Origin of the sequence: Arachnia propionica (assembly GCF_003859805.1) — a bacterium.
Taxonomy (GTDB): Bacteria; Actinomycetota; Actinomycetes; order Propionibacteriales; family Propionibacteriaceae; genus Arachnia; species Arachnia propionica_C.
The window spans coordinates 99,596-124,253 of sequence record NZ_RQZG01000018.1 but is presented as its reverse complement, the minus strand read 5'-3'; the positions used below and the strand labels follow the sequence as shown (position 1 = coordinate 124,253).

Below are 24,658 nucleotides of genomic sequence, written 5' to 3'. Positions count from 1 at the left end.
CCAAGGCCCGGTTGAGGGTCAACCGGATCACCCAGTCCCAGTCCTACATCGGGTTCCTCCACGAGACAGACGGAACTGTTGACCTGATCGCACTGGACTGGCAAGACAGCGACAACATCGTCAACGCGTTGACAGAACTCACCCTCAGGGCGTTATTCATGTGGGGTTTCTGTCATTGGGTTCAGAGGATTTCGAGTTGGGTGACGATCCGGATGATGGCAGGGAGTTCAGTGAGGCGTCCACGGTAGCCTTTGCTGAGGATCTTCCAGTTCTTCAGGTGGGCGATGCAGTGCTCGATTCCAGCGCGGAGACCAGCGATGGTTTTGTTGAATCTCTTTCCAGTCGACTCGGGGCTGGTTGGGTTTCTTCTTGACCGGAGTCATCGCGGTGGTGGCGGCGTAGGCGCCGTCTGCCACCCACGTGGCAGCTGTCTCGGCCAGGAGGTCGCTCCACCCACACTCCTGGATCACCCTGGCGTCGTGACGGGCACCGGGGAACGGGTCAGAGACAGCCACGAGGCATCCCCGGTCTGTGGCTGCGACCTGGATGCTGAGGCACTGGAGCTTCCGTTTCCCGGAGTGGTTCGCAGCCCCTTGCCCGCTTGCTGGCCGGTTCCCGGTCGGGATGTAGGTGCCATCGACCAGCAGGAGGTGTCCCTGCTGGATCGCTTCGCTCAGGCCACCACTGGTCAACACCAGCACCGTCTCCAGGACCTCGGTGATCCACCACCCTGATCCGGCAGATCACCGAACTGCTGGAAACCGTACTGGTGTTCACCAGCGGGGGCTCGCCGAGGCCATCGAACAGGGGCACCTTCTGCTGGTGTTGCTACGACCCCATGACACTGCCGTGCACCAACTTACGGGTTACTCGCGTCACATGCTGTATACCAGACCCTCAGGCAAGCAGAACGGCGATTCGTGCACGAGGAGAGGGAGTTCCCGCCCACCAACAGTTCGGTCAGATCGGGCACAGCACCGAGTGATTCGCGCCCGGGGGGGTGAACCTCACTCGACGAGCCGCGCCATACCCAAGACGAACCTCACACGACGAGCCGCGACATACCCAAGACGAACCTCACACGACGAGCCGCGACATACCCAAGACGAACCCCACTCGACGAACCACGACATACCCAAGACGAACCTCGCTCGGCGGGCCGTGACATGCTCGGGCACCGGGTCGTGCTCGAGGCCAGCCGCGCAACGCCGGACCAGGGCCCACCCCGACTGCTTCCTGCGATCACCTTCTGAACGCCCTGTCGGACAGCATCACGGCGACCCTGCGGAGTTGAGCCCCTGCCCGATGACCACGATGCCCGCACCGACGGCGGGGGCACCATGGCGGTCAGATGAGCCCGTGCCCGAAGATCGCGATGGCCTTCTGGACGACCTGCCCGAGGACACACGGCTGGTAGGGTCGTTTCGTCACGGCCCCTTGGCAGGAAGCGAGACCGACATGGACTGGGAAGAGTTCGAGAAGAGACTGTTCGATCAGCTCGTCACCCTCCCAGAACGCGTCATCTGCGTCATCGGGCAGGGAGACGACCAGGAGCCCTTCATCCAGTTCGCGGGAGTCCACGCCTTCCACAACAGGAGCATGGAGATCATCGCCGGATTCCAGGACGACACCATGTTCGACCGCAAGTTCACCCCCGAGGAGGAGGCCCTGTTCGTCGAGTGTGACTTCGAACGACGCGGCACCGACCCGACCTACTGGGAGCAGGACATCCCGTGGCCGCCCAGTGGACAGGCCCTGGCCAAGGTGCTCAGGTCATTCATGGTCCGGCTCCGTGACATCGCCGCCATCCCCTCCCCCGACGAACTGACCTACGTGGCGTGGAAGAACGCCGGGTACGGCATCGGGCAGTACTCTGAGGAGTACTACGGCAAGGAACGCAACTTCACCCTGCACCAGCTCGGCCTGAGAAAGGTCGAAACCTGACCAGCAACGCGCGCATCCACTCCGACGGTTGGGCAGAGGGCATCCGCTTCTTCGACTCCGCCGCCTCCCACGTCGTCCTGACCAGCAGCCTCCAGGCCTTCCTCAGCGAGGCCTGGACCACTCGCAGCCGCCCGCAGCTGCGCACCAACCACGACGCCCACCTCAGCTGGTTCGTCTCCGACGAGATGCGCCGACTCGACGGTCAATGGCTGGTCCTTGGCCCCGACGGCGTCGACTACGACGCCCACACCGGGCTCCCCATCGAGGCCCCACCCGGCTCCCGGGCCGCACGCCTTCCGATCAACACCACGAACCCGCCCAGCCACCTGGCCCTGACCTTCGACGTGCTGACGCGGGAACCAGCCACCTGGGCCACCACCTGCGGCCGGGTCGCAGAATTCATGACCTCAGGGCTCGGTGGCGGTCAACTCACCGTCGTCGACACCGCCGAGCCCCTCGGGCAGCGCTGGTCCACCGCCGACCTGACGGCGCGGCTCCGCACCGAGATGCCGGTCAGCCACCGTCACCTGGCCCGCTCCAGCACCGGCGCCGTCGCCACCATCCAGGTCAAACGCACCGACCACGGGATCACCGAGAACAGCCGAGGTGTCGTCCCCGTTCCCCAGTGGACAAGGATCACCCCGGAACTGACCCGCCTGGTCGACGACGTCCTGACCGAACTCGCAGCCACGTTCCGACTCACCATGGCCTCCATCGCCCTGGCCAGGGTCGAGATGAGCGACGGTCGGCTCGGCCACCACGCCCGCCCCCACCCGGCCGACCTCCCCGTCGCCCTCCTCATCGGCCCCGCACAGCTGCGCGACCTCGGGCTGGACGCCGAGCTCTCCCGCCGCCGGTTCAACGCCACCACCATCGGCTCATCCAAGGCACCAGCCCTGCTCGTCCCCCTCAGCGACGCCCCCAACCCGCACCGCCAGATGCAGGAGTTCCTCAGCACCATCGACCAGGAAGCCCTCCAGACCATGCTGAGCGAGGCCCTCACCTGGCTCTCCCCCACCAGGAAGAGGTGACCGATGGCCATCGAGAAAGTCCTCGTCACCCCGGAGGAACCCACCTACGGGACGATCTGGACCGCATTCGCCGCCTTCGTGCCCGACGGTGCCATGCTCGGCGAGGACTTCCCCGCCACCTTGATCTCCGGCACCGACAAGCTGTGGCTCACCCTCCACCGTCCCCGCCGACTCGACGACGACCGCGACGCCCGCCCTCTGCTCACGGACCCTCCACCCCGGATCACCTGGTGGAGCGACGTCATCCTCCCCGAATGGAACGCCGAACCCGGGACGATCATCATGGAACACCTGGCCGAGTACCTCGACGGCTCCGTCCACGACCGGGCCTGAGCCGCACCCCCGCTCAGCCGAGCTCGACGCAGTACCACTCGGGACCGTCGAAGAAATGGGCCTGCGGCCCACGACAGCTGACCGCGCTCCACCCCCTCGGCTCGACGTCGCAGGCCAACCTGCCACGCCCCGTCCCGACGAACCTGTCCCCCTCGACCCGCCCCATCACCCACTGCAACGGATCGTCGTACCCGCCGATCACCCCGACCCGATTCCCGGAGACCACCAGACCGCGCGCCCCGTCGAGACCTCTCGTGGGGATCACCCGGCTCGCCCCGGCCCGCATCCGCAGCAACGGGAAATCGGGGTAGGTGCACGCCCAGACCTCGGATCCCGCCACGTTCAAGGCGTACACGTCAGCGATGACGCTGACCCCGGCCCCCCACAGCCTCTCGAGGTCAGCGGACCAGGCGACGACGCCGTCGGCACCCAGCGGCTCACGGGCCCTCGACCCGGTCCCCCAGCCACGGTTGCCGAAGATCCCCTCGTCGAAGTAACCCGCCCAGACGGTGCCATCGGCGGCCACCAGCAGGTGCTCGATGCCGTCCCCCAGACACCCCTCCCGCACCACCCGCCCGTCGCGGTCGATCACCAGGGCGTTGTTCTCCGGGCCACCACGACGGTGGGCGCACCGGGCACCGACCACGAGGAAGGACCCGTCCGAGAGCTCATCGATCAGCGGAAACGTCACCGACACCGCCGACGCGACCGACGACACCGGCACCGTCGAGTCCAGGTACGAGACCAGCACCACCGGCACCGGTTCCGGCAACCGGGACACCGCCTGGCCACGGGCACGGGGCGGATCGACCAGCCCGGGGCTGGGCGCCCACATCGCCACCGGCCCGCTGGACCCGACCGCGACGGCGATCAGCTGGTCCATTCCCGGCGGGGCCTCCAGAACTCCCCGGCGAATCAGCTCCATCAGCCGGACTCAGTCCGCCAGCGTCGCCACCAGCAGGGCCTTGATGGTGTGCATCCGGTTCTCCGACTGGTCGAATGCGATGTTGAACCTCGACTCGAACACCTCATCGGTGACCTCCAACGCATCCAACCCCGTGGCCCGGTACACCTCCTCGCCGATGCTGGTGTTGCGGTCATGGAAGGCCGGCAGGCAGTGCATGAACCTCACCTCGGGGTTCCCCGTCGCCGCCAGCATCTCCATGGTCACCTGGTAGGGCCGAAGCAACTCGATCCGCTCCGCCCACAGCTCCTTCGACTCCCCCAACGACAGCCACACGTCAGTGTGGAGGAAGTCCACCCCCGCCACGCCCTCGGCGATGTCATCGGTGATGGTGATCCGGGCCCCCGTCGCCCCGGCGATCTCCTCAGCCTGGGCGCGAACCGCGTCGGTGGTCTGCAGCTGCCTCGGGGCGACGAGCCGGATGTCGGCCCCCACCATCGCCGCCGCGACCAGGTTGGAGTTGCCCATGTTGTTGCGGACATCCCCGACGAACGCCCACGACGTCTCCGACAAGGGCTTGCCGGAGTGCTCCCGCATCGTCAGGTGGTCGGCGAGCACCTGGGTGGGGTGCCAGTCGTCGGTGAGCCCGTTGTACACCGGCACCCCGGCATGCGCAGCGAGGGTGTCAACCGTGCTCTGCTCGAAACCGCGGAACTCGATGCCGTCGTACCAACGACCGAGCACCCTCGCGGTGTCCGCCGCCGACTCCTTGTGCCCGATCTGTGACCCGGCCGGATCCAGGTAGGTGGTCCTGCCCCCCTGCTCCATCATCGCCACCTCGAAGGCGCAGCGGGTCCGGGTGGAGGTCTTCTCGAACAGCAGCGCGACCTTCTTGCCGAACAGTCGCTGCCCCTCACGCCCGGAGCGACGCTCCGCCTTCAGCTCGGCCGCCAGGTCGAGCAGACCCGCCCACTCGGCCGGGGTGAGATCCATCTCCTTGGTGAAGCTGCGTCCTTTCAGCATCTCCATGCCTTTCGTCGTGGAAGGGACAAGGGTAACCCGCTTCACGGATCAGCAGTGCCCCGGTCCACGTCCTGCGCTCCTCCTCAGTGCCGCGGGACCTGGAGACCCCGCCGCGACGGATCCGGTCCCTCGTCCCCGACGCGGGTCGGTGGGTCACCCCGGAATCACCGAGGTGGGTGGGACTCATCGGGTGGAGCTGAAACACCGCGCCGTCGCCCTCGACCGCACCTCCTGCTGAACGGCACGGCCGAGGGCGACGGCAAGGTGGGCACCACTGGCAGGTCACCTCGGCCAGTTCGGTCAACCTCAGCATCCGACGCTCGCTCGTCGTCTCCCCGCTCCCCAGGCCATGCTGTCGGCCACCCCCGACTCGATGGTCTCCCCGGTCGAGGAGCCCCACAGCCGGGCCTCATCCAGTTCCCAGAGCCTGGCCGAGAGCAGGTGGACGCTCCCGGGGTGGTTGACCACCATCGCATGGTCGATCGGTCCCCAGAACTGGCTCGAGGACCAGGACGGACGGGCCACCCAGACACCGTGACCGCGGGTGTACTGTAGGCTGCCCCTGTAGGTCGCACCGAACCAGGCGTTGGCGAACACGTGCGCCGGGTACAGGCTCCTGCCACGACTCCGGGAGGGGAACCACGCACCTGGCCCACGACGGCAGGGGCCCCGGTTCCTCTGCCGACGCCTCAGGTGCGGTGTGTCCTCCCACCGAGGTGAGGGCCGACCAGCGTGACCGAGCGAGCCGAGCGTGTGAAACCCCCGGCCCTGACCAGAGGCCAGGGCCGGGGCCGGGATCGCTCCCGCCTCACCTGCAGGTGACATCCTCCTCGGGCAGGTCCGACAACGGGATGGTTCTCACCATGATGTCGTCGGACAGCTTCTCGGAGGCGGTGTGCTGACTGATCAGCACCTCTCCTCGAGCAGGCACGGTGAAGGTGTAGCTGTGCTTGGCATCGCGGTCCTCGAAGGCGGCGTCGGTGAAGAGATTGTGGAGCCGGTTGTCGCTCGCCAGCCACTCCCCGGCGACACCGCCGTAGCTGCCCGCTCCTTCCTCAACCATCTGGACGGGTTCACCCCAGTCCGAGTGGTGGAGCCAGACACCGCTGGCCTCGCTGCCGTCGCTCAGGGCGAGGATCTGGCCGGTACGGCCCTCGGCCCCGTACTGCGGGTACCCCTTGACCACCGGTTCCATCGTGCCGTCGGGATCGACGAACCTGGTCCCCCCGTCGACCAGATGCACCTGGCCCCGTCCGTCCAGCGCAGTCAGCGGCTGGAACTTCTGGTTCTCCAGGACCAGCTCCGCCTTGAGGCCTGCGTTCAGGTCCACGACGTGGAGGCTCGCCTCGGTGAAGACCGGGTCCCCGCTGTTCGGGGTAACCTCCCCGCTGCTGATCCACAGCCTCCCGTTGGAGATGCTCAGGCTGCGGCCCGCACCGTCGGCGGGCAGGAAGTCGATGGGCTGGCTCTCCGCGCCGCTGGTGCGATCCCACACCATCACTCGGCCGTTGGTGTCGGGGTAGACCACGAAACGACCGTCAGTGACAGGGTGGAACTGGACGGTGTCCACCTGATCGTCGATCAGGGTCTCCTTGCCACCGGTGGAGACCAGGCTGAGGGTTCCGGTGTCCTTCTTCCCCTGAACCAGCTTCACCCGGGTGCCGCGCTCCACGAAGGCCACGGTCTCGTCGGAGGACACCGCGGTCTCCGCCTCGAAGGCGTTCAGCCAGGACTGCGGCATCGGGAGCACACACTTCGGCTCCGCACCGGGCTTCGGCGGGGTCTCGTCGGGATGCTCCTCCTCGGAGGAGGCCGTCGTGGATGGCTTGGCCGACGTCGGCTCGGTGGACGCCTGCTCGGTGGTCGTCGGTGTCGTCGTCGGGGACGGTTCCGGGGTGCTCGGCACCGTCAGGATCTCCGGGCGCTGGTTGCGGGCCGAGGAGCCGAGGTACACCGCCCCCAGGCCGATGCCGACGGTGAGTGCGGCGACGGCGGTCACGGTGGCGATGCGCTGCCGGGCACGCTTGCGCCTGCGGGTGTAGTGCCACACCCCCTGCGGGGTGAGGGAGGTGTCGCTGGACTGGTTCTGGAGCAGGTTCTTCAGGTCCTTGGTGTCCATCTCAGGCTCCGATCGTCTCGATGTCGACCACGCGCATCTTGTTCAGTGCGCGGGCGGTGGTGGACTTGACTGTGCCAACCGCGATGCCCAGCTCGTAGGCGGTGGCGGCCTCGGTGAGGTCGGCGAGGAAACGCAGCGTGATGACCGCACGTTCCCGGGGTGACAAGGGGCGCATCAGTTCCTCGATCACGGCGCTGCGGTCCAGGTTGTGCTGTGGGTCCCCCCACGATGAGCGGGACACGGGCTCGGCCGGGTCGTCGCTGGGTTGGAAGATCTGCAGGAACCGCCGTTTCCTGCGCCACGAGTCGTAGGCGGAGTTCACCAGGATCCGGCGGACGTAGGACAGCTGATCCGTCGCCCGCATCACCTTGGACCAGGAACGGCAGGCCTTCTCCATGGCCGTCTGCACCAGCTCATCGGCGGCGTCGGCGTTCCCGGTCAACGATCGGGCGATCTTGACCAGATGGCTCAGGTTCGCGCTGGTGAACTCCTGGAAGCTCTCCTGGAGCTCGGTGGTGGTTGGCATCTTGCCCTCCTTTCACCAGCACAGACGAAGCATCCTGCCCGAAAGGTTCACAACTGGCCACGAGTTTCTCCGAGACCTCGCAGGAGGCGGGCATCACCCGGCGGGTTGTTCCAGCCTGGCCGACTCGCAGCGGGTCCCCGCGGGCGACGCGGCGCTCCGCGCCTGCAGGGCGACGACCGGGTGACTCAGCAGTGCACCTCGGGCAGATCACTGAGCCTGAGGGTGTGCGCGTACTGGTCAACCACGTGCCCGCTCTCGCCCTCGTACAGGACGCGCAGGAACGCATCCTCGCCCTCCCCGTCCAGGAACAGCGAGGAGGCGCCGTCGACCTGCACGCTCACCCCCGTGCGGTGGTTGAACAGCATCGAGTCATGGATGACGACCCAGTCCCCCGCCAGGGTGCTCCCCCCGGGAATCGGGAAGGCAGCCCCCCACCGGGGACTCCACAGCTCGGCCTGCAGCTCGTCGTCCTCGGTGCCGACCCTCCAGGGGGAGAGCAGATGGACCTCCCCGGAGACCCCCAGGATCTCCACGTCCTCGTCCGATCCCTCGAACGGGACCGTCGTGCCGTCAGGGCTGAGCAGGAGGGTCGGTCTGCCCTCCGACACCAGCTGTGCCCGCCCACCCACGGGTCGACGCACCCAGTGGTCGGCGGGTGCCTCAACCCTGGTCAGGCTCTCACCACGCGTGAGATCGGCATGCAGGATCGACCCCGTCGCCCCGTCCTCCAGCCACAGCTGCCCCTCGGAGACCGCCCGCCAGTTCTCCTGGACCTGGATCCCCGCCGTCGCGTCCCACGGCTTCCGGTCCGGGTGCTCGACATCCCACACCAGCAGGCTGTCGACCACCTGGAACACCACGAACCGGGAATCGCTGTCCAGCCCCCACACCTGCTCGGGGCCCTCGTGGATGGTCACCGTGGCCTGCCCCGGCCGCTCCCACCGCACCGAGTCCTCGGTGGCACGCACGACACCACCACCACGCACCGGCACCAGGTCCTCACCCGAGGTGGTGCGCGGTGCGGCGCCGATGACATCGCGCCAGGAATCCGGCAGCGAGACATCACACCGGTGCCCCGGGAAGTCGGGTCCCGGCTCAGTCGACCCCACCGTGGGGGACCCGGACTGCTCGAACACCCTGCCCGTCGTCGGGACCGGTGGTGCCGGGGTGGCCAGCACGTCCGGACCGGGCGAGGTGGTCCCGGTCCGAAGGTGCACCGCACCGATCCCGACCGCGGCGGCGACCATGACGGCGATCCCCCCGGCCGCGGCGCGATGGCGGGCCCGCCGTCGCCCCTCCACGTGCTCCAGCACCGTGGCGGCGCTGAGACGGGTGCCCGAAGGCCGGTCGAACAGGTTCTGCAGATCCTTGGTGTCCATGTCAGACTCCACTTCGCTGGTGCTCGGCCACCCGCATCCGTTTCAGGGCGCGGGACGCTGTGGACTTGACGGTGCCGACGGCGATGCCGAGCTCGTGGGCGGTCTCGGCCTCGGTGAGCCCGAGCAGGAACCTCAGGCTCACCACGGCACGCTCCTTGTCGGTGAGGGGGGCCATGAGGGCATCGATCTCGCTGAGTGAGTCGACGGTGGCCTCGCTCCTGCCCCACCGGGCGGTCGCGGGCGGGTCGTCGACCTCGGCGCGCACCCCGAAGATGCGCTGGAACCGCGTCTTGCGCCGCCAGGCGTCATAGGCGGAGTTGACGAGGATCCGCCGCACGTAGGCCAGCGGCTCCGCCATCGTCATCACCCTCGGCCAGGATCGGTACGCCTTCTCCAGGGCACTCTGCGCCAGGTCGTCGGCGGCATCGGCGTTGCCGGTCAGGGAACGGGCGATCCTGACCAGCACGTCCAGATGCTCCACGACGAACTCGGAGAAGTGCTCCTGGATCTCGGCCCTGGTCGACATCTCGACCCCCTTTCACCTCCGCAAACGTCCGAGGTGGGGATCAGGTTCTGTCACCTCGCCAACCGGTCGAGGATTCCCGGCATCGCCGCCTCGATGTCAGCGAGGGTCTCGGTGAACCCACTGGCCGGCCCGTACCAGGGGTCCTGCAGGTCGGTCCCCGGGGCCATCCCCGGGTTGAAGTCGTTGAGCAGCGCGTAGGTGCCCTCGGGGTGGATCTGCCGCAGCCGGGAGAGGTGCGTCGTCTCGGCCGCCACCACCAGGTCGGCCTCCTCCAGATCAGCGACGGTGACCCGTCGGGCACGATGCCCGGAGGCGTCGTACCCCGCGTCGGTCAGGACCTTCGCTGCACGACGATCGATGGGGTTGCCCACCTCCTCCGAGGAGATCCCCACGCTCGTGACGACCACGTCCAGGCCCCGGTCCTCACTCATCCGCCTGGCCACCCGCTCCCCCATCGGAGAACGACAGATGTTGCCCCAGCACACGAACAGCAGTTTCCTCATGAGCGAAGCCTACTTTGAGGGCCCCATCCAGCGGTTCGAGTGGGGTTTGTCAGTGCCAAGTGGCAGGCTTGTCCCATGCAGATCCTGGTGGTGGACGACGATCAGGCCGTGCGCGACTCGCTGGCCCGGTCCCTGAAGTACTCCGGCGACGACGTGGTCACCGCGGCCGACGGTGTGGAGGCCCTGGCCAAACTGGCCGGGAACCACTTCGACGCCGTCATCATGGACGTGATGATGCCGCGGCTGGACGGCCTGGAGACCACCCGCATGCTGCGCGACGGCGGGAACGACGTCCCGATCCTCATCCTCACCGCCCGCGACGCCGTCGGTGACCGGGTGGACGGGCTGGACGCCGGGGCCGACGACTACATGGTCAAGCCCTTCGCCCTCGACGAGCTGCTGGCCAGGCTCCGGGCCCTGACCCGGCGCTCGAAGCAGGCCCCGGAGTCGGAGTCGAGGGTGCTGACCTTCCAGGACGTCACCCTCGATCCGCAGCACCGGGAGGTCACGCGGGCCGGACAGCACATCTCGCTGACCCGCACCGAGTTCGCCCTGCTGCAGGCGTTCATGGAGAACCCACGCCGCGTGATGGAACGCAACACCCTCCTCAACGAGGTGTGGGGATTCGAGTTCCCCGCCACCGCCAACTCCCTGGAGGTCTACATCGGTTACCTGCGCCGCAAGACCGAGGCCGGAGGGCTGCCACGGCTCATCCACACGGTGCGCGGCGTCGGATACGTCCTGCGTGAAACGGCCCCGTGATCGGTTCCCTCTGGGTCAGGTTCCAGCGGGCCGTGACCCGGCTCATCACCGGCCAGTCCCTGCGCGCCAGGCTGGCCTCACTGACCGGCATCTCCGTGGCGGCCTCCGTCCTGCTGGTCGGGGGCACCGCCTTCATCTCCACCCGACTGTCGCTGCTGGGCCAGCTCGACCAGGAACTCACCACGGCGGCCCACCAGGCGGCCAGCACCATCGCGGGGGACGTGGAGGCCCTGGGCGGGCTGACCGCCGAGACCATGTCGTCACGGGAGCTGGTCGCACTGACCTCCGCCACCGGTGAGGCCCGCCAGCTCCCCGGCCAGACGGTGGTGCTGGCCCCCACCGCGGCGGACGTCGCCCTGGCCCGGATGCAGGTGGGACAACGCGCCCGGTCCTTCACCACCGAGGAGGGGGTCTCGTACCGGCTGGTCTCGGTCCCGCTGCGCGCCCTCGACGGGGCAGGGAAACCGTCCAGCTACGCGGTGATGTACGCCCGCCCGATGGATGCACTGAACGCCACCCTCCAGTCCCTGTGGATCGTGATCCTGCTCTCCAGCATCGTCGGGATCATCACCACCACCGCGACGGCGCTGTGGGCGGCCCAGACCGCGTTGGGCCCGGTGCGTCGCCTGTCGAACGCGGTGAAGAACGTCACCCGCACCGATCAGCTGACCCCGATCCGCATCTACGGCAAGGACGACCTGGGTGAGCTGACCCAGAGCTTCAACCTGATGCTGAAGTCGTTGGCCACCTCCCGGGAGCAGCAACGCCAGCTCATCGCGGACGCCGGGCACGAGCTGCGCACCCCGTTGACCTCGATGCGCACCAACATCGAGCTGCTCGTGGCCGACGACAAGTCGGGGATGCTGCCGGAGGGGGCCCGCTCCGAGATCCTGGACGACGTCTCCGCCCAGCTGGGTGAGTTCTCGGCGCTGGTGGGCGATCTCGTGGCACTCACCCGCGACGACCACCTCCAGCGTGAACCGGAGCGGTTGGACTTCTCGGAGGTGGTGGAGGCGGCCCTGGCCCGTGCGGAACGTCGAGGCCCGAACATCACCTTCCACACCGACCTGGTGCCGGTCGCGGTGCTGGGGGATGCCTCGACGCTGGAGCGGGCGGTGACGAACCTGCTGGACAACGCGGTAAAGTTCTCCCCCTCCGACGGCGCGATCTGGGTGGAGCTGAGCGGCGAGGGCGTGCTCACGATCACCGACTCGGGGCCGGGCATCGCGGAGGAGGACCTGCCGCACATCTTCGATCGCTTCTACCGCTCCGACCGCGCCCGCAACACCCCGGGCACGGGGCTCGGTCTGGCGATCGTCGCCCACACCGTCGAGGCACACGCCGGCACGGTCCGGGCCGGGAACCATCCCGGTGGTGGCGCACGGTTCACGATGCGCCTTCCGGTGCTGCGTGACGCGGGCTCACCGTTGTCCCCGTGAACAGCTCTCCCCAGCCTGTCCACAGGGTTGTCCACAGCTGGGCAAAACTACACCGACGTAACTCAACGGCTTCCCGGGGTGCGACCGAACCCGCTTCCACAAGGCCCTGCACTGTCCGCACCATTCTCCACAGGGTTGTCCACAGTTGGGCAAAACTACATGGACGTAACTAACGCACCCTGAATAGACTTCGGTGAGCACCTCGAGGGATCGGAGAGAAGATGCTGGGATTTGCTGCGCTCGACCACCGGCCCGGTGGTCCGGTCGCCGTGTGGTTGGTGAGCCGGACCGAACCGGCTGAGGCATCCAGCACCAATGCCGTGGTCATCGACGCGGACGACCCCGAACGGCTGCGCAAGGTCCACGGCCTGACCCGCGACCGCATCGTCGTGCTCACCCCCGACAGCACCACCGTGGAGCCGCCCGTCGAGAAGGCGGCCGGGGTGGACCTCCTCGACCGCTTCGTCGAGGCCACCCGCGCCCACCAGGAGGCCATCGTCACGGCCATCCGCGCCCACGCGGCCACCCGGAAGGGCCAGAAACTGGTGGAACCCACCTTCCCGGCCCCCCCGGAGCCCCCCACACACTGGCCCGGCACCTCCGAGCTGCGTGCCCTGCAGCTCGCCCGCTGGCTGGCCCGGGTGTGGACGAACTGGCTGGTCGGCGACGGGGAACGGCTGCGTCGCACCACCCAGCCCCGCACGGGACTCTCCCCGTGGATCATGCCGGAGGAGCTCAACCAGCACCAGCTGCTGGAGCTTCCCCCCGCCCTGCTCGACGACCTCCACGTCCAACCCCTGACCCCACCCCCGGCCTGAGCGGCCTCCCCGTGCCGACGGCGGAGGCGTCGTAGACTCAGGTCCATGGACAGCACACCGGCGACGCGACCCCGTGGTGTGCGCCGCCTGTTCACCCCGATCACCCTGTCCCTGGTGATCTGTGTGCTCTCCCTCACCCTCATCGGTGTCTTCGGCGGCTGGGAGCCGGTCGCGCAGGAACGCGACCGCGTCGTGACGATCCTGCCCGGCGAGACCGTGACCGCCCACCCGTTCGCCGTCACCCCGGTCGCCGCGTACTGGACCACCCTCAAGGATGCCCCCTACCTCACCCCGGCGGGGAAACGGCTGCTCGTCGTCGAGCTGGAGCTCCAGGTGCAGGAGACCTTCCCCGTCCCTGCCATCCTGCTGACCGGGGACACCACCCTCGAGGCCCCGGGCATCGAGACCCGTGGCACGGACCCCACCACGGCACGGCAGCGCCTGTACGGCAGCTTCCGCACCCTGGACACCCACACCCCCTGGTACCTGCAACCCGGCCTGCGACACCCCATCACGGCACTGTGGGCCCAGGACCTCTCCGTCCCCGCCCCCGAGACACTGACGCTGACGTTCCCGTCGTTCACCTGGCGGCAGCACAGCGGAGGCCTCGGCCACGACTGGTTCGACCCGACCCCGGCGGCCCGGGTGACGCTGCCGGTCACGGAGAGGACCGCGCCATGAGAGTGCCCGCCCCGCTGCGAGTGGCACTGTCGCTGCTGCTGGTGATCGGTGCCCTGCTGGTGCTGACCAGGCTCACCGAGCGCACCCCCACCGTCGACCAGATCAGCTCCGAACCCTTCCGCATCGCGACCACCCTGGGACGCCCCACCACGTTCCGGATCGGCACGGTGACCGTCACCGGGATCTCGGCGGCGACCGAGCTGCAGCAGACCACTCCCCCGCTGCGCACCCCCGGGATCTGGCTCGTCGTGACCTTGGAGTTCATCCCATCGACGGAGGCCGTCACCCTGCCCGACCTCCACCTGGAGGGCAGCGACGGCACCACCTACGGCGGCAGACAGGCGGGCAACATGGTGGGATGCGGCCCGGCGCAGCCCGGCTTCGTGCTCAGCTGCTCCCTGGCCATGGAGCTGCCCCCGGACGCCCTGGCCGGTGCCACCCTGCTCATCCCCGCCAACCGGATCGGGGTCCGCAACCCCGACGACGTCGTCGCCGTTGATCTCGATCTGGATGCCGCCCGGGCACAGGAACTGCTCGCCACCGCCGGACCCGTCACGCTGCCGGAGAACGTCGTCACGAGGCCGGCATGAGGAACCGACGTCCACGCACCACGTGGTGGCTGGCCGCGCTGCCGCTCATCCTCGTCGTGGCGGTGCTCGCCTCGTCGCAACGGATGCTGAACATCCACCTGGCCTGGGAGCTGACCACCCCCGTCCGGGCCACCGACCGCACCGCGCACCTGGTGCAGACCTACGACCACTTCGGTGAGTCCCACCAGCTGGAGGTCACCGTGACGGTCCTCAAGGTCTCCAGCCTGCCCGAGGTGCAGGTTGGGCACCAACGGTTGCGTCCGCCCCCCGGTGGGGTGCTGTGGCAGATCGACACCGAGTTCCAGGCCCCACCCGATGTCGTGCTGTACTACTGCGAGACGGTGCTGTTCTCCGACGGGGTGTCCTACAGCCCCCACGCCGGAAAGATCGACGTCGACACCGGGGTGGGTCTCACCAGGAACGGCAACGGCCTGTCCTGCACCCCGGCGGAGACCCCCGGCCCGCAGCACGAGTTCACCGGCCCCGGCATCAGGCCGGCGGAGGAACCTCGCCCGACACGCTGGCAGCAGAGCTTCAGCTTCGCACTCCCCGCTGGGGTGCAGCCGGAGGAGTTCCGGCTGTGGTGGCACCGGCCGCAGTACCTGAGTTTTCCACTGACCCCCTGAGGGCCCGGCGTGGCCTGGTGGGGTAGGCCAGGACCACGCAGTTCACCGCCGCGGCCAGCACCGCGATCGTCACCACGAAGTACACCGTGCGCACCACCAACACCAGGTAGGGCTCGACGGAGGCCGCGAGCAGCACGTCCCTCGGCCCCATCAGCAGGTGCACCGCCCGCGCCACCGCGGGCTGCAGCTGGTTCAACCCGACGAAGGCCAGGCAGAAGATCGTCATCGGCACCGCACCCGCACTGAACACCCGTCTCAGCCCCGTCCAGGCCTCGTCGATGGGATCGATGAGCGGGTCCAGCAGCTGCACGACCACCTTCTCCACCCAGGACGACACCGGTGTCCTGGCCCGCACCCCGGCCCCGATCCGTCGCTGGATCTCCTCCATCGAGGGCGTGGAGAGCTCGGCGTCGTCCAACTGGTCCTGACACACGTGCGCCCCCAGGGCCAGCCAGGCGACGGGCAGCAGGAGCAGCAGCGTCGCGGACCCGACGAAACCGGAGACCCAACCGAGAACCACGACCGCCAGCTCACCCACCGGTCCCAGCCAGGAGACGAACAGGTCCCACTGCCGCAGCAGGGCGTCGACGACGGCACGTCGTCTGATCCAGCCGAACAGTTTCGTCAGCTCCGTGCTCATCGCCTTGGCCAGCGAGACCATCCACAGCGCCTCCAGGTAGGCGGCGACGGCAGCCATGACGACAAAACGCCTCGCCGCCCTGGTGATGGCGATGACCCGACGGACCACCAGGGCACCCGCGATCATGGCCAGCAGCAGCCACCCGCTGGCATAGCTGAGGCGGTCATCGCTCATGACGACCGTGTGGAGGTACTCATCCAGGGTCACGTCGTGGACATAGGTGCGGGAGTCCTCCAGCAGCAGCCCCTGCATGCCGTAGACCGTCAGGAACGGCAGCATCACGGAGGCCGCCAGCATCAGGTCCCGTCCCACCCGGGCGCGACGGTTGCCCACCTGCTCCCCCTGCAGTGCCGGCAGGGAGGCGATGCAGACCCGCATCATGAACACCAGCGCCACCAGGACCGACAACGGGGCCAGCGGCAGGATGAACAGCCCCAGCGTCGCCGACACCTTGGACGCGAGGAAGGCCAGCCACAGGAACCCACTGCGGGCCGCGGCCCCGAGCAGGTGGATGCCCAGCAGCTGGGGCCAGTGGCGCCACAGCACACGACCGGTGGCCACCAACAGGGCCTCCACCGTCGTGAACCAGGACCTCACCCGGACATGGTAACCCTGAGCCGCCAGTTCTCCCGGAAATCCACCTCGACCCCGTGCCTGAGGGCGTGATCCACCAGCAACTGCCGGATGTCACGCATGTCGTTGTACAGCACCGGTGCCTGCGCCACGGCCGTGTACCCCCCCGGCCCCGCTGAGTCGGTAGTGGTTGAGGGCGACGGCGAAGCGGTCGTCGTCGGTGACGAGGCGGCCGTCGGGATGCGTGAGGCGGGTGATGCGCTGCCCGACGGGGCGGGTGGGGTCGATCTCGTAGTCCACGCCGTGGGCCATGTCGTACTGGTAGTCCCAGATGGTGACGCCGTCGCGGGTGGCGCTGGTCATCGTCGCCGGGTCGAAGACGGTGCCCGCGGGCAGGTCCGCGTAGTAGCGGGCGGCGTGCTCCAGGTGGGCACGCAGCTCGGCCCCGGTGAGTTGGACGGCGGCCAGGGTGTTGTCGAAGACGTAGAGACCGGCGATGTCGCGGAGGCTGACCGGCCCCTGCGGGATGGCGGCGGTGCGGGAGGTCGGCGCGGTGAGCGAGACCACCGGCAGGGCAGCGGCGGGGGTGCCCGCCAGGGCCTCGGCGACGGTGCGGGCCTGGACGTGCTGGACGAAGGCGATGGCCTCACTCGCGCGCCAGGTGGCCTGCTCGGTTCCCATCCGGCGTGGCGAGACCGCGACCTGCTGGTTGACGTGGCGCCGGGTCCGCTCATGGATCTCCTGCACCGCCGCGACGACCCCGGGGTGTGGTGGCTCACCTGCCGCCGGGTGGGCGGTCGCGCTCGCGTGGAGCAGCCGCCAGCCGTCATCGGTGCGTTCCAGCTCCAGGGTGGTCTCGGTGAGTCCGGCGGCGTGGGCACGGGGCTGGGTGAGCAGCACCGGGGCACCGGTGGCACGGCAGGTGACGAACTGTTCGGGAACGTCCTGGTGCGTGTGGCCGATGACCATCAGATCGATCCCCGGGACCTCGGCGGCGATGTCGGCGGCCGGGTTCTCCGGCGGGATGTCGGCCCCCGTCGCGTACGACGACGTCCCGATCCCGGCATGGCAGAGCACCACGACGAGATCGCAGCCGAACTCGTCGCGCAGCCTCGGTACCCACCGCTGCGCGCACACCACCATGTCCTCGACCACGACCCCCTCGCGCTCCAGGTGGTGCCGGTCCCACACCATCGACCCCGGGGTGGTGAGCCCCAGGATGCCGACCCTGACGGGATGCCCGCCCAGGGTGCTCTCGAGCCGGACGAAACGCTGGAACCCCACCTCGGATCCGTCGCGGTGGGAGACGTTCGTCCCGAGCAGCGGGGCCGTCAGCTGCGACTGCCAGGCGCTGAGGTGCTCGAACCCGTAGTTGAACTCGTGGTTGCCGAGGTTGACGGCGGTGTAGCCCATCACGTTGAACGCGGCCGCCATCGGATGGGTCGTCCCGGTCCTCGTGATCGGTTCCTGTTGTGCGACGTAGGTGTTCAACGGGGTGCCCTGGATGGTGTCACCGTTGTCGACCAGCACGACGGCGTCGTCACCGAGCTCACGGCGACGGCGCTCCACGACGGTGGCCAGCTGGGCCAGTCCGGCCTCCCGGTCGGTGAACGGGCGGTCGGCGTAGTAGTCCCAGTTCAGCACGGTGCCGTGCACGTCGGTGGTGGCCAGCACGGTCAGTCGGTGTGCCATCCGTCCTCCTCACAGATCGGAAACCTCCCCGAGCCTACCGGGGTCAGGACGTCATGAGGCCCTCGGACCGTCACGGTCCGAGGGCCTCATGGGATCGACTCAGGCGGGGACGACCTCGAAGCCGACCCGCGCGGTGACGGCGGGGTGCAGCTTGATGGACGCGGTGTGGTTGCCTGCGGTCTTGACGGGCTTGGCGAAGGACACCGAGCGCTTGTCGATGGCCGGGCCGCCGACCTTCTTCACGGCCAGGGCCACGTCGTTGGCGGTGACGGCACCGAACAGGGAGCCGGACTCGGAGACCCGGGCCGAGACCTTGACGGTGAGTTCCTCCAGCTGGGCGCGGATCTCCTGGGCGTGCTCCACGCCACGGATCTCGCGGGCGTCACGAGCGCGCTTGATGCCCTCGATCTGCTTCTCCGCGCCGCGGGACCAGACGATGGCCTTGCCCTGCGGGACGAGGTAGTTGCGGCCGTAGCCGTTGCGGACCTCGACGATGTCGCCGGCGATGCCGAGCTTGTCGACGGTGCTGGTCAGGATGAGCTTCATCTGCTGTTCCTCCGATCAGCGAGCGGTCGAGGCGTAGGGCAGCAGGGCCACCTCACGCGCGTTCTTGACGGCCAGCGCGATCTTGCGCTGGTCCTGGACGGACAGCCCGGTCACGCGACGGGCACGGATCTTGCCACGCTCGGAGATGAACTTCTTCAGCGTCGCGATGTCCTTGTAGTCGATGTTGTCCACACGAGTGGTCTTCACCGGCATGATCTTCTTCTTGTTCACAGACTTGCGCTGTGGACCGGCCATTGTGGTGCTCTCCTAGTGTTGCGGGCCCGGTGGCCCAATGGGAAGCCCGCCTCGCGGCGGAATGTGCCAGCCGACCCGTCGGGTCGGTTGTGCGGGTGGGTCAGAACGGGGGTTCCTCGGCGGCCGGTTGGTTCCAGGGGTCGTTGCCGCCCCGGTTCCCACCGTTGTTGTAGCCGCCCTGGCTGCCCCACGGGTCCCCGGCCGGGCCACCCTGGGGCTGCTGAGCCGGTGCCCCCTGGTTGCCGTAGCCGCCACCCTGGTTCTGGTTCCCCTGCCACTGGCCGCCGCCACCCTGACCCTGGGTGCGGGTCACCTTGGCGGTGGCGTAGCGCAGGGACGGACCGACCTCGTCGACATCAACCTCGAACACCGTGCGCTTCTCGCCCTGCTGGGTCTCGTAGGAACGGGACTTCAGGCGGCCCTGCACGATGACCCGCATCCCCTTGGTGAGGGACTCGGCCACGTGCTCGGCGTACTGGCGCCACACGGAGCAGTTGAGGAACATGGCGTCGCCGTCGCGCCATTCACCGGTCTGACGGTCGAAGGTGCGGGGCGTCGAGGCGACGGTGAAGCTGGCGACAGCCGCACCGCTCGGGGTGAAGCGGAGATCGGGGTCCGCTGTGAGGTTCCCGACCAACGTGATCGTGGTTTCGCCTGCCATGTTCTCCTCCGGGATCGGACTTGGGGTTGAGTTTCGTTCATCACCACTATGGGCACGGCCATCGTCGAATCGTCACGATGGGCCTGAACTGGACTCAGATGTTGACAACGCCTCAGGCGTCGCGACGCAGGACCTTCGTCCTGATGATCTTCTCGTCGATGGTCATGAGACGATCCATCTCCTGGACCACGTCGGGGGTGCAGGTGACCTGCAGCACCGCGTAGGTGGCCTCGGACTTCTTGTTGATGTCGTAGGCGAGACGACGACGACCCCAGTGGTCGACGTTGTCGATCACACCGCCACCGGCGGTGATCACCTCGAGGTGCTTGTCGACCAGGCCAGGGACCTGACGCTCGTCGACATCGGAATCGACGAGGACCATGATCTCGTACTTGCGCATGGGTACTGCCCAACCTCCTTCGGACTGACGGCCGTGGGCGGGTCCCACGGCAGGAGGGCATGACCGACCGGGTGGCCGATCAGGGGCACACTCTACCCGAGCCCGGCAGCGTCACGAAACCGCAGTCGGTCCAGGGTCCCGGAGTCCTCGATGGCCAGCCAGAACGCGTCCGCCCAGATGCGGTGCCCCCGGTCACCGGGGTGGAACCGTCTCATGCCCCGGGTGGCCTCCTGGAGGGGCACGAGGTGGTGGTCGTGGAGTGCGACCAGCTCGCGGGCCACCTCGGCGAACTCGCAGGACCGCCCCGCCCAGGGCGGAGAGTTGAGCGAGGGCACGTCGGCGACGAAACTGCCCTCCGGCAGGGCCGCGACGATGTCACCGAAGTGCTTCTCGAACGAGTAGAGATTGTTCCCTGCCTCCACCACGTCACTGCGACCGATGGCGACGGTGACCACGTCCGCGGGCCGGGGCAGCTCCGCCAGCAACGGGAGCTGCTCGCGCACCAGGTCGCGGGTGGTGGCCGCCGGCACGGAGAGATTGGTGACCACCACGTCGCGGCCGGTCGCCTCCGCCAGGCGGTCCGCCAGCAGACTCACGTACCCCCTGTCGACGTGGGAGGCACCGACCCCCTGGGCAGCGGAGTCCCCCAGCACCACGTGGTGGATGGCGTCCTCGGGCATCGAACGGGGACGCTGCCGCCAGTGATCGGGGTAATGGGTCACCTGCTGCTCCACCCTGGCACGTCGGAGGGCCACCCCGAGTGCCACACCGACTCCCACCACGGCCGCCCCGGCGAGCAACCAGCCGCTGCGCGTCCTCATCGGCGACGGTAGGGGCCGGGGATCACGGGATTGCCGTCGCGGTTCCAGGCGATGAGCCCACCCGCGACGGATTCGGCGAGGATGCCCTTGGAACGCAGCTCCGCGGCGACGATGGAGGAGCGGAACCCGTTGTCACAGATCACCACGACCGCCGAGTCACGCTCGGCGAGCGGGTCGTCGCCGTGGATGGCCTCCAGCGGGTCCTCGTGGAGCAGTTTCGGGTCGATGGGGCGGGCACCGGGCGCGTGCCCGGCCTCGTACTCCCCCGGGGTGCGCACGTCGATGAGCACGGCCCCCTTGCTGAGCGCCATCAAGGTGTCGTCGATGCTCAACCCACCGGAGCGTTTGCTCAAGAAATCCATCAGACCCATGCGGTCAATGATTCCACGCGTTCCGGTCTCGCACCGGGGATCAGGCACCGACGGCACCCAGATGGACAACTTCTGGGCACGACGTGGCGAACACCTGGCCCGGGGTGAGCAGCATCGCCCCTCGCATCCGCACAACTGCGGCCAGGTGATGGTGTGTCACCTGCGTGTGCCCGACGACGGCTGACAGGTCGACCTCTGCGTGGGAGGCGCCTCGGCGAAGAGCTCCCGTCCGGGCGCGGACGCACCGATCGGGGACTGCACCGCGCCGCAGCGACGGTGGGACCGGAGCGCAGGGCGAGGCGGAGGCGTGTCCCCCCGACGAGGCCGTCGGCGGGAAGCCCCTTGCCCGCACCGAGACGGCATCGATGCAGTGGCGTTCCCAGCAGATGGCATCGCGTTGGCCAAGCTCGTCGAGGATGGTCTGGTGGAGACGCTCCCACACGTCTGCGTCGTGCCAGTGACGTAACCGACGCCAACAGATGACCCCGGAACCGCATCCCATCTGTGGTTGCAGGTCACACCACCGGCAGCCGGTCGACAACACGAACACGATGCCCTCCAGGGCGGCACGGTCTGAGGCCCGTGGCCGCCCACCAGGACCCTCGGGGTCCTCGCCCCGGGACAGCCCAGCTCCGTCAGCTCACCGAGGATCGCGGAGCGTGAGACGCCGCAGGCGGCGGCAGGACGCCTGGCCCGCCGGTGGACCACTGACGGGAGACCGACCGTGGTGCGCATGACATCATCACGCCGTGCATCACCACTCGATGTGTCCGGGCAGTGCTGCAGAACTCCCACGAGGGTGCGTCACGGACGGCTCAGGTGTGCGAGACCCACCCCGCAGCACCTTCATGACACGCCTGCCTGTCAGCGGTCACCACCGGTCGTCGTGGATGACGTCGTCGAGGGCGATCCGGTCGTTCCAGCCGAACCGGATCAGGTCCGGGACCTCCTGCAGGCAGCTCACGTGGCCGACGCAGAGCCAGCCGACGGGGCGCACGTGCTCCGGGATGCCGAGCAGCTCCTTCAGGAACGGCTCCTGGTAGAACGAGACCCACCCGACCCCGATGCCCCGCGCGGTGGCCATGAGCCACAGGTTCTGGATCGCACACACCACCGAGAAGATGCCGGCGTCGTTGATCGTGTGGCGGCCCAGCACGTTCGGCCCCGACCGGGTGGGGTCATAGGTGGCGACGATGCCGAGCCCCGACTCCCCCACCCCCTCGATCTTGATGGGATCGAACGTGGCGCGACGTTCGTCGTCGAGGGAGTTCGCGTAGTCGAGCCGACACCCCGCGACGTGGGCGGCGAACCGCTCCAGCAGGTCACGGTCGCGCACGACGATGAAGTCCCACGGCTGGCTGTTGCCGACGCTCGGGGCGGCGTGGGCGGCCTCGAGGAGTGAGCGGAGCTCCTCGTCGCTGAGGGCTTCCCCGGTGAACTCGGCGCGGACGTCTCGGCGTCGGGAGATGATCTGGGTCAGGGCATGTGCGAGGGAATCATCCATGAGCGGGACCCTATCCAGTGACCACCTCCCCCACCCCACGGGGTCACCCCGACCCCCGGCGGACGACCGGAGCGAGCTGGTCGGCAACAGTCGGAAAACCGTCTGTTGCCGACCACCGTGCCTCCGCGCGATCAGCGCTTGCGACGTTCCAGGGCCTCGTACATGCCGTCGATGAGTTCCTTGAAGCGTTCCTCGACCTGGCGACGTCGCACCTTGAGCGTCGGGGTGAGCATCCCGTTGTCCATGGTGAGGTCCTCGTCCATCACCTCGGTGGCGCGGGGACGCTCCTGGGAGGGCAGCCTGGCGGTCAGCTCGGCGACGCGGCGGCGCAGCTCCTCGGCCAGCTCACCGGACTTCACCCAGTCGGCCAGCTCACCCGGCCACTGCATGAGCCTGCCGAGCTCCTCGACCTGCGGCAGCGACGGCTTGACCAGCAGGGTCAGGCACGGCCGGTTGTCGCCGAGCAGGACGGCGTGCTCGAACAGCGGGTCGGCGAGGATCATCCCCTCGATGGGCTGCGGGGCGACGTTCTTGCCGCCGAGGGTGATGATGATGTCCTTGATGCGGTCGGTGATGACGAGGAACCCGTCGACGTCGACGTAGCCCGCGTCACCGGTGTGGAGCCAGCCGTCGTCGTCGATGGCGGCGCGGGTGGCCTCCTCGTCGTTCCAGTACCCCGCCATGACGTTGGGGCCGCGGAACAGCACCTCGCCGTGCTCACCGATGTGCAGCTGCCCACCGTCGAGCACCCGCCCGGCCGTGCCGATCTTGAACCCGCCACCGGGAGAGTTGAAGGTCACCAGCGGGGAGGCCTCCGTCAGTCCGTAGCCGGTGTGGATCGGCTGGCCGACGGCGGAGAAGAACTCCTCCACCTCCTTGCGCAGGGGTGCGCCGCCGCAGGCCAGCACGGACTTGTGGCCGCCGATGGCCGCCCGGATGCTGGAGAGCACCAGGCGGTCCGCCAGCCCCAGCTGGGCCCGCCACCACAGGGCCGGGCGACGACCCTTGCGGTAGGCCCGCTGGTTCCTGGCCCCGACCCGCAGGGCCCAGGTGAAGATCGCACGCTTGAGCTTCGAGGAGGCCACCTTCGCGTGCGCCGTCGCGAACACCTTCTCGTAGAGCTTCGGCACACTGACCAGCAGCGTCGGCCTGGCCTCCACCATCGCCTCGGCGACGGTGCGGGCGTCCGGCACGTAGGTGTTCATGCACCCCTTGAGCAGGATGATCGCGGTCCAGGCCCGCTCCAGGGCGTGGGACAGCGGCAGGAAGCACAGCGAGTGGTCATCGCCGTCGAAGTCGAACATCTCGTCGATGGCGCGTTTCTGCGCGATGAAGGCGCCGTGGCGCAGCATCACCCCCTTGGGGTCACCGGTGGTGCCGGAGGTGTAGATGATCGAGGCGAGGTCGTCACCGGTGGCGGTGGCGAGTCGTCGTCCGATGGCCTCGGGATCCGCGGTGGCGCGGAAGTCGTCGAGGGTGACGACCTCGTCGGGCATCCCCTCCCACCCGGTGATGGCGACGATGAGCCCCAGCTCCGGGAGATCCCCTGCCACCTCGAGGACACGCTCGCCCTCGCTGCGACCCCCGACGAACATGATCCTGAGGCCCGAGTCCGTGGCGATGTGGCGGATCTGCTCCGGGGTGGAGGTGGCGTACAGCGGCACCGGCACGGCCCTGACCGTCGTGGCACCGAAGTCGATCTCGGACCACTCGGGGCAGTTGCCCGCGAACAGGCCGATCCTGTCGCCGGGTTCGATGCCCAGGTCGAGCAGGCCCTGGGCGATCTCGTCGATGCGGCGACCGAACTGTTCGAAGCTGTGGACCCGCCAGCCCTTGTCGGTCCTGATCCGGGTGGCGGGTCGGCCGCGGTGCTCGACGATGGTGTGGCGCAGCTGCACGGCGAGGTGGTCGATCATGGGGCCTTAGTTTACGCGACCGTAGGTAGTGCGACGATCTCCTCGACGAGGGCGGCCGCCAGCCGTCGGGGAACG

General features: G+C 68.6%; 27 protein-coding genes and 2 pseudogenes. 9 read left to right on the top strand and 20 right to left on the bottom strand.

The genetic code is table 11. The features are described 5' to 3' along the window. Nucleotides 1-181: 181 nt before the first annotated feature. Nucleotides 182-695, bottom strand: a pseudogene (locus EII34_RS13725) (transposase family protein). A 763-nt stretch (nt 696-1,458) separates the two neighbouring features. Here EII34_RS13725 and EII34_RS13720 point away from each other — a divergent pair. Genes EII34_RS13720 through EII34_RS13710 form a run of 3 tightly spaced genes read left to right on the top strand, consistent with a single transcriptional unit; the run spans nt 1,459 to nt 3,308 of the window. Next, on the top strand, nt 1,459-1,944 hold the full coding sequence (locus EII34_RS13720) for a TY-Chap domain-containing protein (protein WP_124845731.1): 486 nt from the start codon (nt 1,459-1,461) through the stop codon (nt 1,942-1,944). Further along, nucleotides 1,941-2,975: a DUF6177 family protein gene (locus tag EII34_RS13715; RefSeq protein WP_221620309.1), complete on the top strand. Its 1,035-nt coding sequence runs from the start codon at nt 1,941-1,943 to the stop codon at nt 2,973-2,975. Before EII34_RS13720 ends, EII34_RS13715 begins: the two co-directional genes overlap by 4 nt. A 3-nt stretch (nt 2,976-2,978) precedes the next feature. Continuing rightward, the gene (locus EII34_RS13710) at nt 2,979-3,308 is read left to right on the top strand and encodes a hypothetical protein (protein ID WP_124845729.1); all 330 of its coding nucleotides are present in this window, start codon (nt 2,979-2,981) and stop codon (nt 3,306-3,308) included. Between the two features lie 13 nt (nt 3,309-3,321). Here EII34_RS13710 and EII34_RS13705 read toward each other — a convergent pair whose 3' ends face one another. From EII34_RS13705 to EII34_RS13670, 8 genes are all read right to left on the bottom strand, one after another. Then, nucleotides 3,322-4,233, bottom strand: coding sequence for a hypothetical protein (locus tag EII34_RS13705; protein ID WP_124845728.1), 912 nt, complete (start codon nt 4,231-4,233; stop codon nt 3,322-3,324). Between the two features lie 9 nt (nt 4,234-4,242). Next, a complete protein-coding gene (argF, locus tag EII34_RS13700; protein ID WP_185711349.1) occupies nt 4,243-5,235 on the bottom strand; it encodes an ornithine carbamoyltransferase in 993 nt (330 codons plus the stop codon). 306 nt (nt 5,236-5,541) lie between these two features. After that, the gene (locus EII34_RS13695) at nt 5,542-5,760 is read right to left on the bottom strand and encodes a hypothetical protein (RefSeq protein WP_124845726.1); all 219 of its coding nucleotides are present in this window, start codon (nt 5,758-5,760) and stop codon (nt 5,542-5,544) included. A 283-nt stretch (nt 5,761-6,043) separates the two neighbouring features. Then, nucleotides 6,044-7,354 (bottom strand): hypothetical protein, encoded by a 1,311-nt coding sequence (locus EII34_RS16055; RefSeq protein WP_185711347.1) that lies wholly within the window; start codon nt 7,352-7,354, stop codon nt 6,044-6,046. 1 nt (nt 7,355) lies between these two features. Next, a complete protein-coding gene (locus EII34_RS13685) occupies nt 7,356-7,880 on the bottom strand; it encodes a SigE family RNA polymerase sigma factor (protein ID WP_124845725.1) in 525 nt (174 codons plus the stop codon). A gap of 185 nt (nt 7,881-8,065) precedes the next feature. Further along, on the bottom strand, nt 8,066-9,259 hold the full coding sequence (locus tag EII34_RS13680; RefSeq protein ID WP_124845724.1) for a hypothetical protein: 1,194 nt from the start codon (nt 9,257-9,259) through the stop codon (nt 8,066-8,068). 1 nt (nt 9,260) lies between these two features. Next, nucleotides 9,261-9,785, bottom strand: coding sequence for a SigE family RNA polymerase sigma factor (locus EII34_RS13675; protein ID WP_124845723.1), 525 nt, complete (start codon nt 9,783-9,785; stop codon nt 9,261-9,263). 50 nt (nt 9,786-9,835) lie between these two features. After that, a complete protein-coding gene (locus EII34_RS13670) occupies nt 9,836-10,288 on the bottom strand; it encodes a low molecular weight protein-tyrosine-phosphatase (RefSeq protein WP_124845722.1) in 453 nt (150 codons plus the stop codon). A gap of 75 nt (nt 10,289-10,363) precedes the next feature. Between EII34_RS13670 and EII34_RS13665 the strand changes: the two genes are divergently transcribed. The 6 genes from EII34_RS13665 (at nt 10,364) to EII34_RS13640 (ending at nt 15,204) form a co-directional block, all read left to right on the top strand. Beyond that, nucleotides 10,364-11,050, top strand: a complete 687-nt coding sequence (locus EII34_RS13665) for a response regulator transcription factor (RefSeq protein WP_124845721.1) — start codon at nt 10,364-10,366, stop codon at nt 11,048-11,050. Continuing rightward, nucleotides 11,047-12,489: a HAMP domain-containing sensor histidine kinase gene (locus tag EII34_RS13660; protein ID WP_311767292.1), complete on the top strand. Its 1,443-nt coding sequence runs from the start codon at nt 11,047-11,049 to the stop codon at nt 12,487-12,489. The genes EII34_RS13665 and EII34_RS13660 overlap by 4 nt, the downstream gene beginning before the upstream one ends. A gap of 221 nt (nt 12,490-12,710) precedes the next feature. After that, nucleotides 12,711-13,307 carry a glycosyltransferase family protein gene (locus tag EII34_RS13655; protein ID WP_124845720.1) on the top strand — a complete coding sequence of 199 codons (597 nt, stop codon included), beginning with the start codon at nt 12,711-12,713 and terminating at the stop codon, nt 13,305-13,307. A gap of 45 nt (nt 13,308-13,352) precedes the next feature. Next, nucleotides 13,353-13,988 carry a hypothetical protein gene (locus tag EII34_RS13650; RefSeq protein ID WP_124845719.1) on the top strand — a complete coding sequence of 212 codons (636 nt, stop codon included), beginning with the start codon at nt 13,353-13,355 and terminating at the stop codon, nt 13,986-13,988. Then, the gene (locus tag EII34_RS13645) at nt 13,985-14,578 is read left to right on the top strand and encodes a hypothetical protein (protein ID WP_124845718.1); all 594 of its coding nucleotides are present in this window, start codon (nt 13,985-13,987) and stop codon (nt 14,576-14,578) included. Before EII34_RS13650 ends, EII34_RS13645 begins: the two co-directional genes overlap by 4 nt. Beyond that, entirely contained in the window at nt 14,575-15,204 is a 630-nt protein-coding gene (locus tag EII34_RS13640) for a hypothetical protein (RefSeq protein ID WP_124845717.1), read from the top strand. The genes EII34_RS13645 and EII34_RS13640 overlap by 4 nt, the downstream gene beginning before the upstream one ends. Here the strand turns inward: EII34_RS13640 and EII34_RS13635 are convergent. From EII34_RS13635 to EII34_RS13585, 11 genes and pseudogenes are all read right to left on the bottom strand, one after another. Next, nucleotides 15,113-16,441, bottom strand: coding sequence for a hypothetical protein (locus EII34_RS13635; protein WP_124845716.1), 1,329 nt, complete (start codon nt 16,439-16,441; stop codon nt 15,113-15,115). The two genes, EII34_RS13640 and EII34_RS13635, sit on opposite strands and share 92 nt — an antisense overlap. Before the next feature lie 90 nt (nt 16,442-16,531). After that, entirely contained in the window at nt 16,532-18,109 is a 1,578-nt protein-coding gene (locus tag EII34_RS13630; RefSeq protein WP_124845715.1) for a bifunctional metallophosphatase/5'-nucleotidase, read from the bottom strand. Between the two features lie 99 nt (nt 18,110-18,208). Continuing rightward, nucleotides 18,209-18,655 carry a 50S ribosomal protein L9 gene (gene rplI / locus EII34_RS13625; RefSeq protein ID WP_124845714.1) on the bottom strand — a complete coding sequence of 149 codons (447 nt, stop codon included), beginning with the start codon at nt 18,653-18,655 and terminating at the stop codon, nt 18,209-18,211. 15 nt (nt 18,656-18,670) lie between these two features. Next, nucleotides 18,671-18,910, bottom strand: coding sequence for a 30S ribosomal protein S18 (gene rpsR, locus EII34_RS13620; protein WP_124845713.1), 240 nt, complete (start codon nt 18,908-18,910; stop codon nt 18,671-18,673). 100 nt (nt 18,911-19,010) lie between these two features. Then, the gene (locus EII34_RS13615; RefSeq protein ID WP_124845712.1) at nt 19,011-19,571 is read right to left on the bottom strand and encodes a single-stranded DNA-binding protein; all 561 of its coding nucleotides are present in this window, start codon (nt 19,569-19,571) and stop codon (nt 19,011-19,013) included. A gap of 112 nt (nt 19,572-19,683) precedes the next feature. After that, complete coding sequence (gene rpsF, locus EII34_RS13610) at nt 19,684-19,971, bottom strand: 30S ribosomal protein S6 (protein WP_124845711.1); 288 nt, start codon at nt 19,969-19,971, stop codon at nt 19,684-19,686. A 92-nt stretch (nt 19,972-20,063) separates the two neighbouring features. Further along, complete coding sequence (locus EII34_RS13605) at nt 20,064-20,792, bottom strand: SGNH/GDSL hydrolase family protein (protein WP_124845710.1); 729 nt, start codon at nt 20,790-20,792, stop codon at nt 20,064-20,066. Continuing rightward, nucleotides 20,789-21,163 carry a rhodanese-like domain-containing protein gene (locus tag EII34_RS13600; RefSeq protein ID WP_124845709.1) on the bottom strand — a complete coding sequence of 125 codons (375 nt, stop codon included), beginning with the start codon at nt 21,161-21,163 and terminating at the stop codon, nt 20,789-20,791. The genes EII34_RS13605 and EII34_RS13600 overlap by 4 nt, the downstream gene beginning before the upstream one ends. A gap of 372 nt (nt 21,164-21,535) precedes the next feature. Continuing rightward, nucleotides 21,536-21,788, bottom strand: a pseudogene (locus EII34_RS16595) (transposase); the annotation flags it as partial. Nucleotides 21,789-22,034: 246 nt separating this feature from the next. Beyond that, on the bottom strand, nt 22,035-22,667 hold the full coding sequence (gene bluB / locus EII34_RS13590) for a 5,6-dimethylbenzimidazole synthase (protein ID WP_124845708.1): 633 nt from the start codon (nt 22,665-22,667) through the stop codon (nt 22,035-22,037). A 131-nt stretch (nt 22,668-22,798) separates the two neighbouring features. After that, on the bottom strand, nt 22,799-24,583 hold the full coding sequence (locus tag EII34_RS13585) for an AMP-dependent synthetase/ligase (RefSeq protein ID WP_124845707.1): 1,785 nt from the start codon (nt 24,581-24,583) through the stop codon (nt 22,799-22,801). Nucleotides 24,584-24,658: the final 75 nt, after the last annotated feature.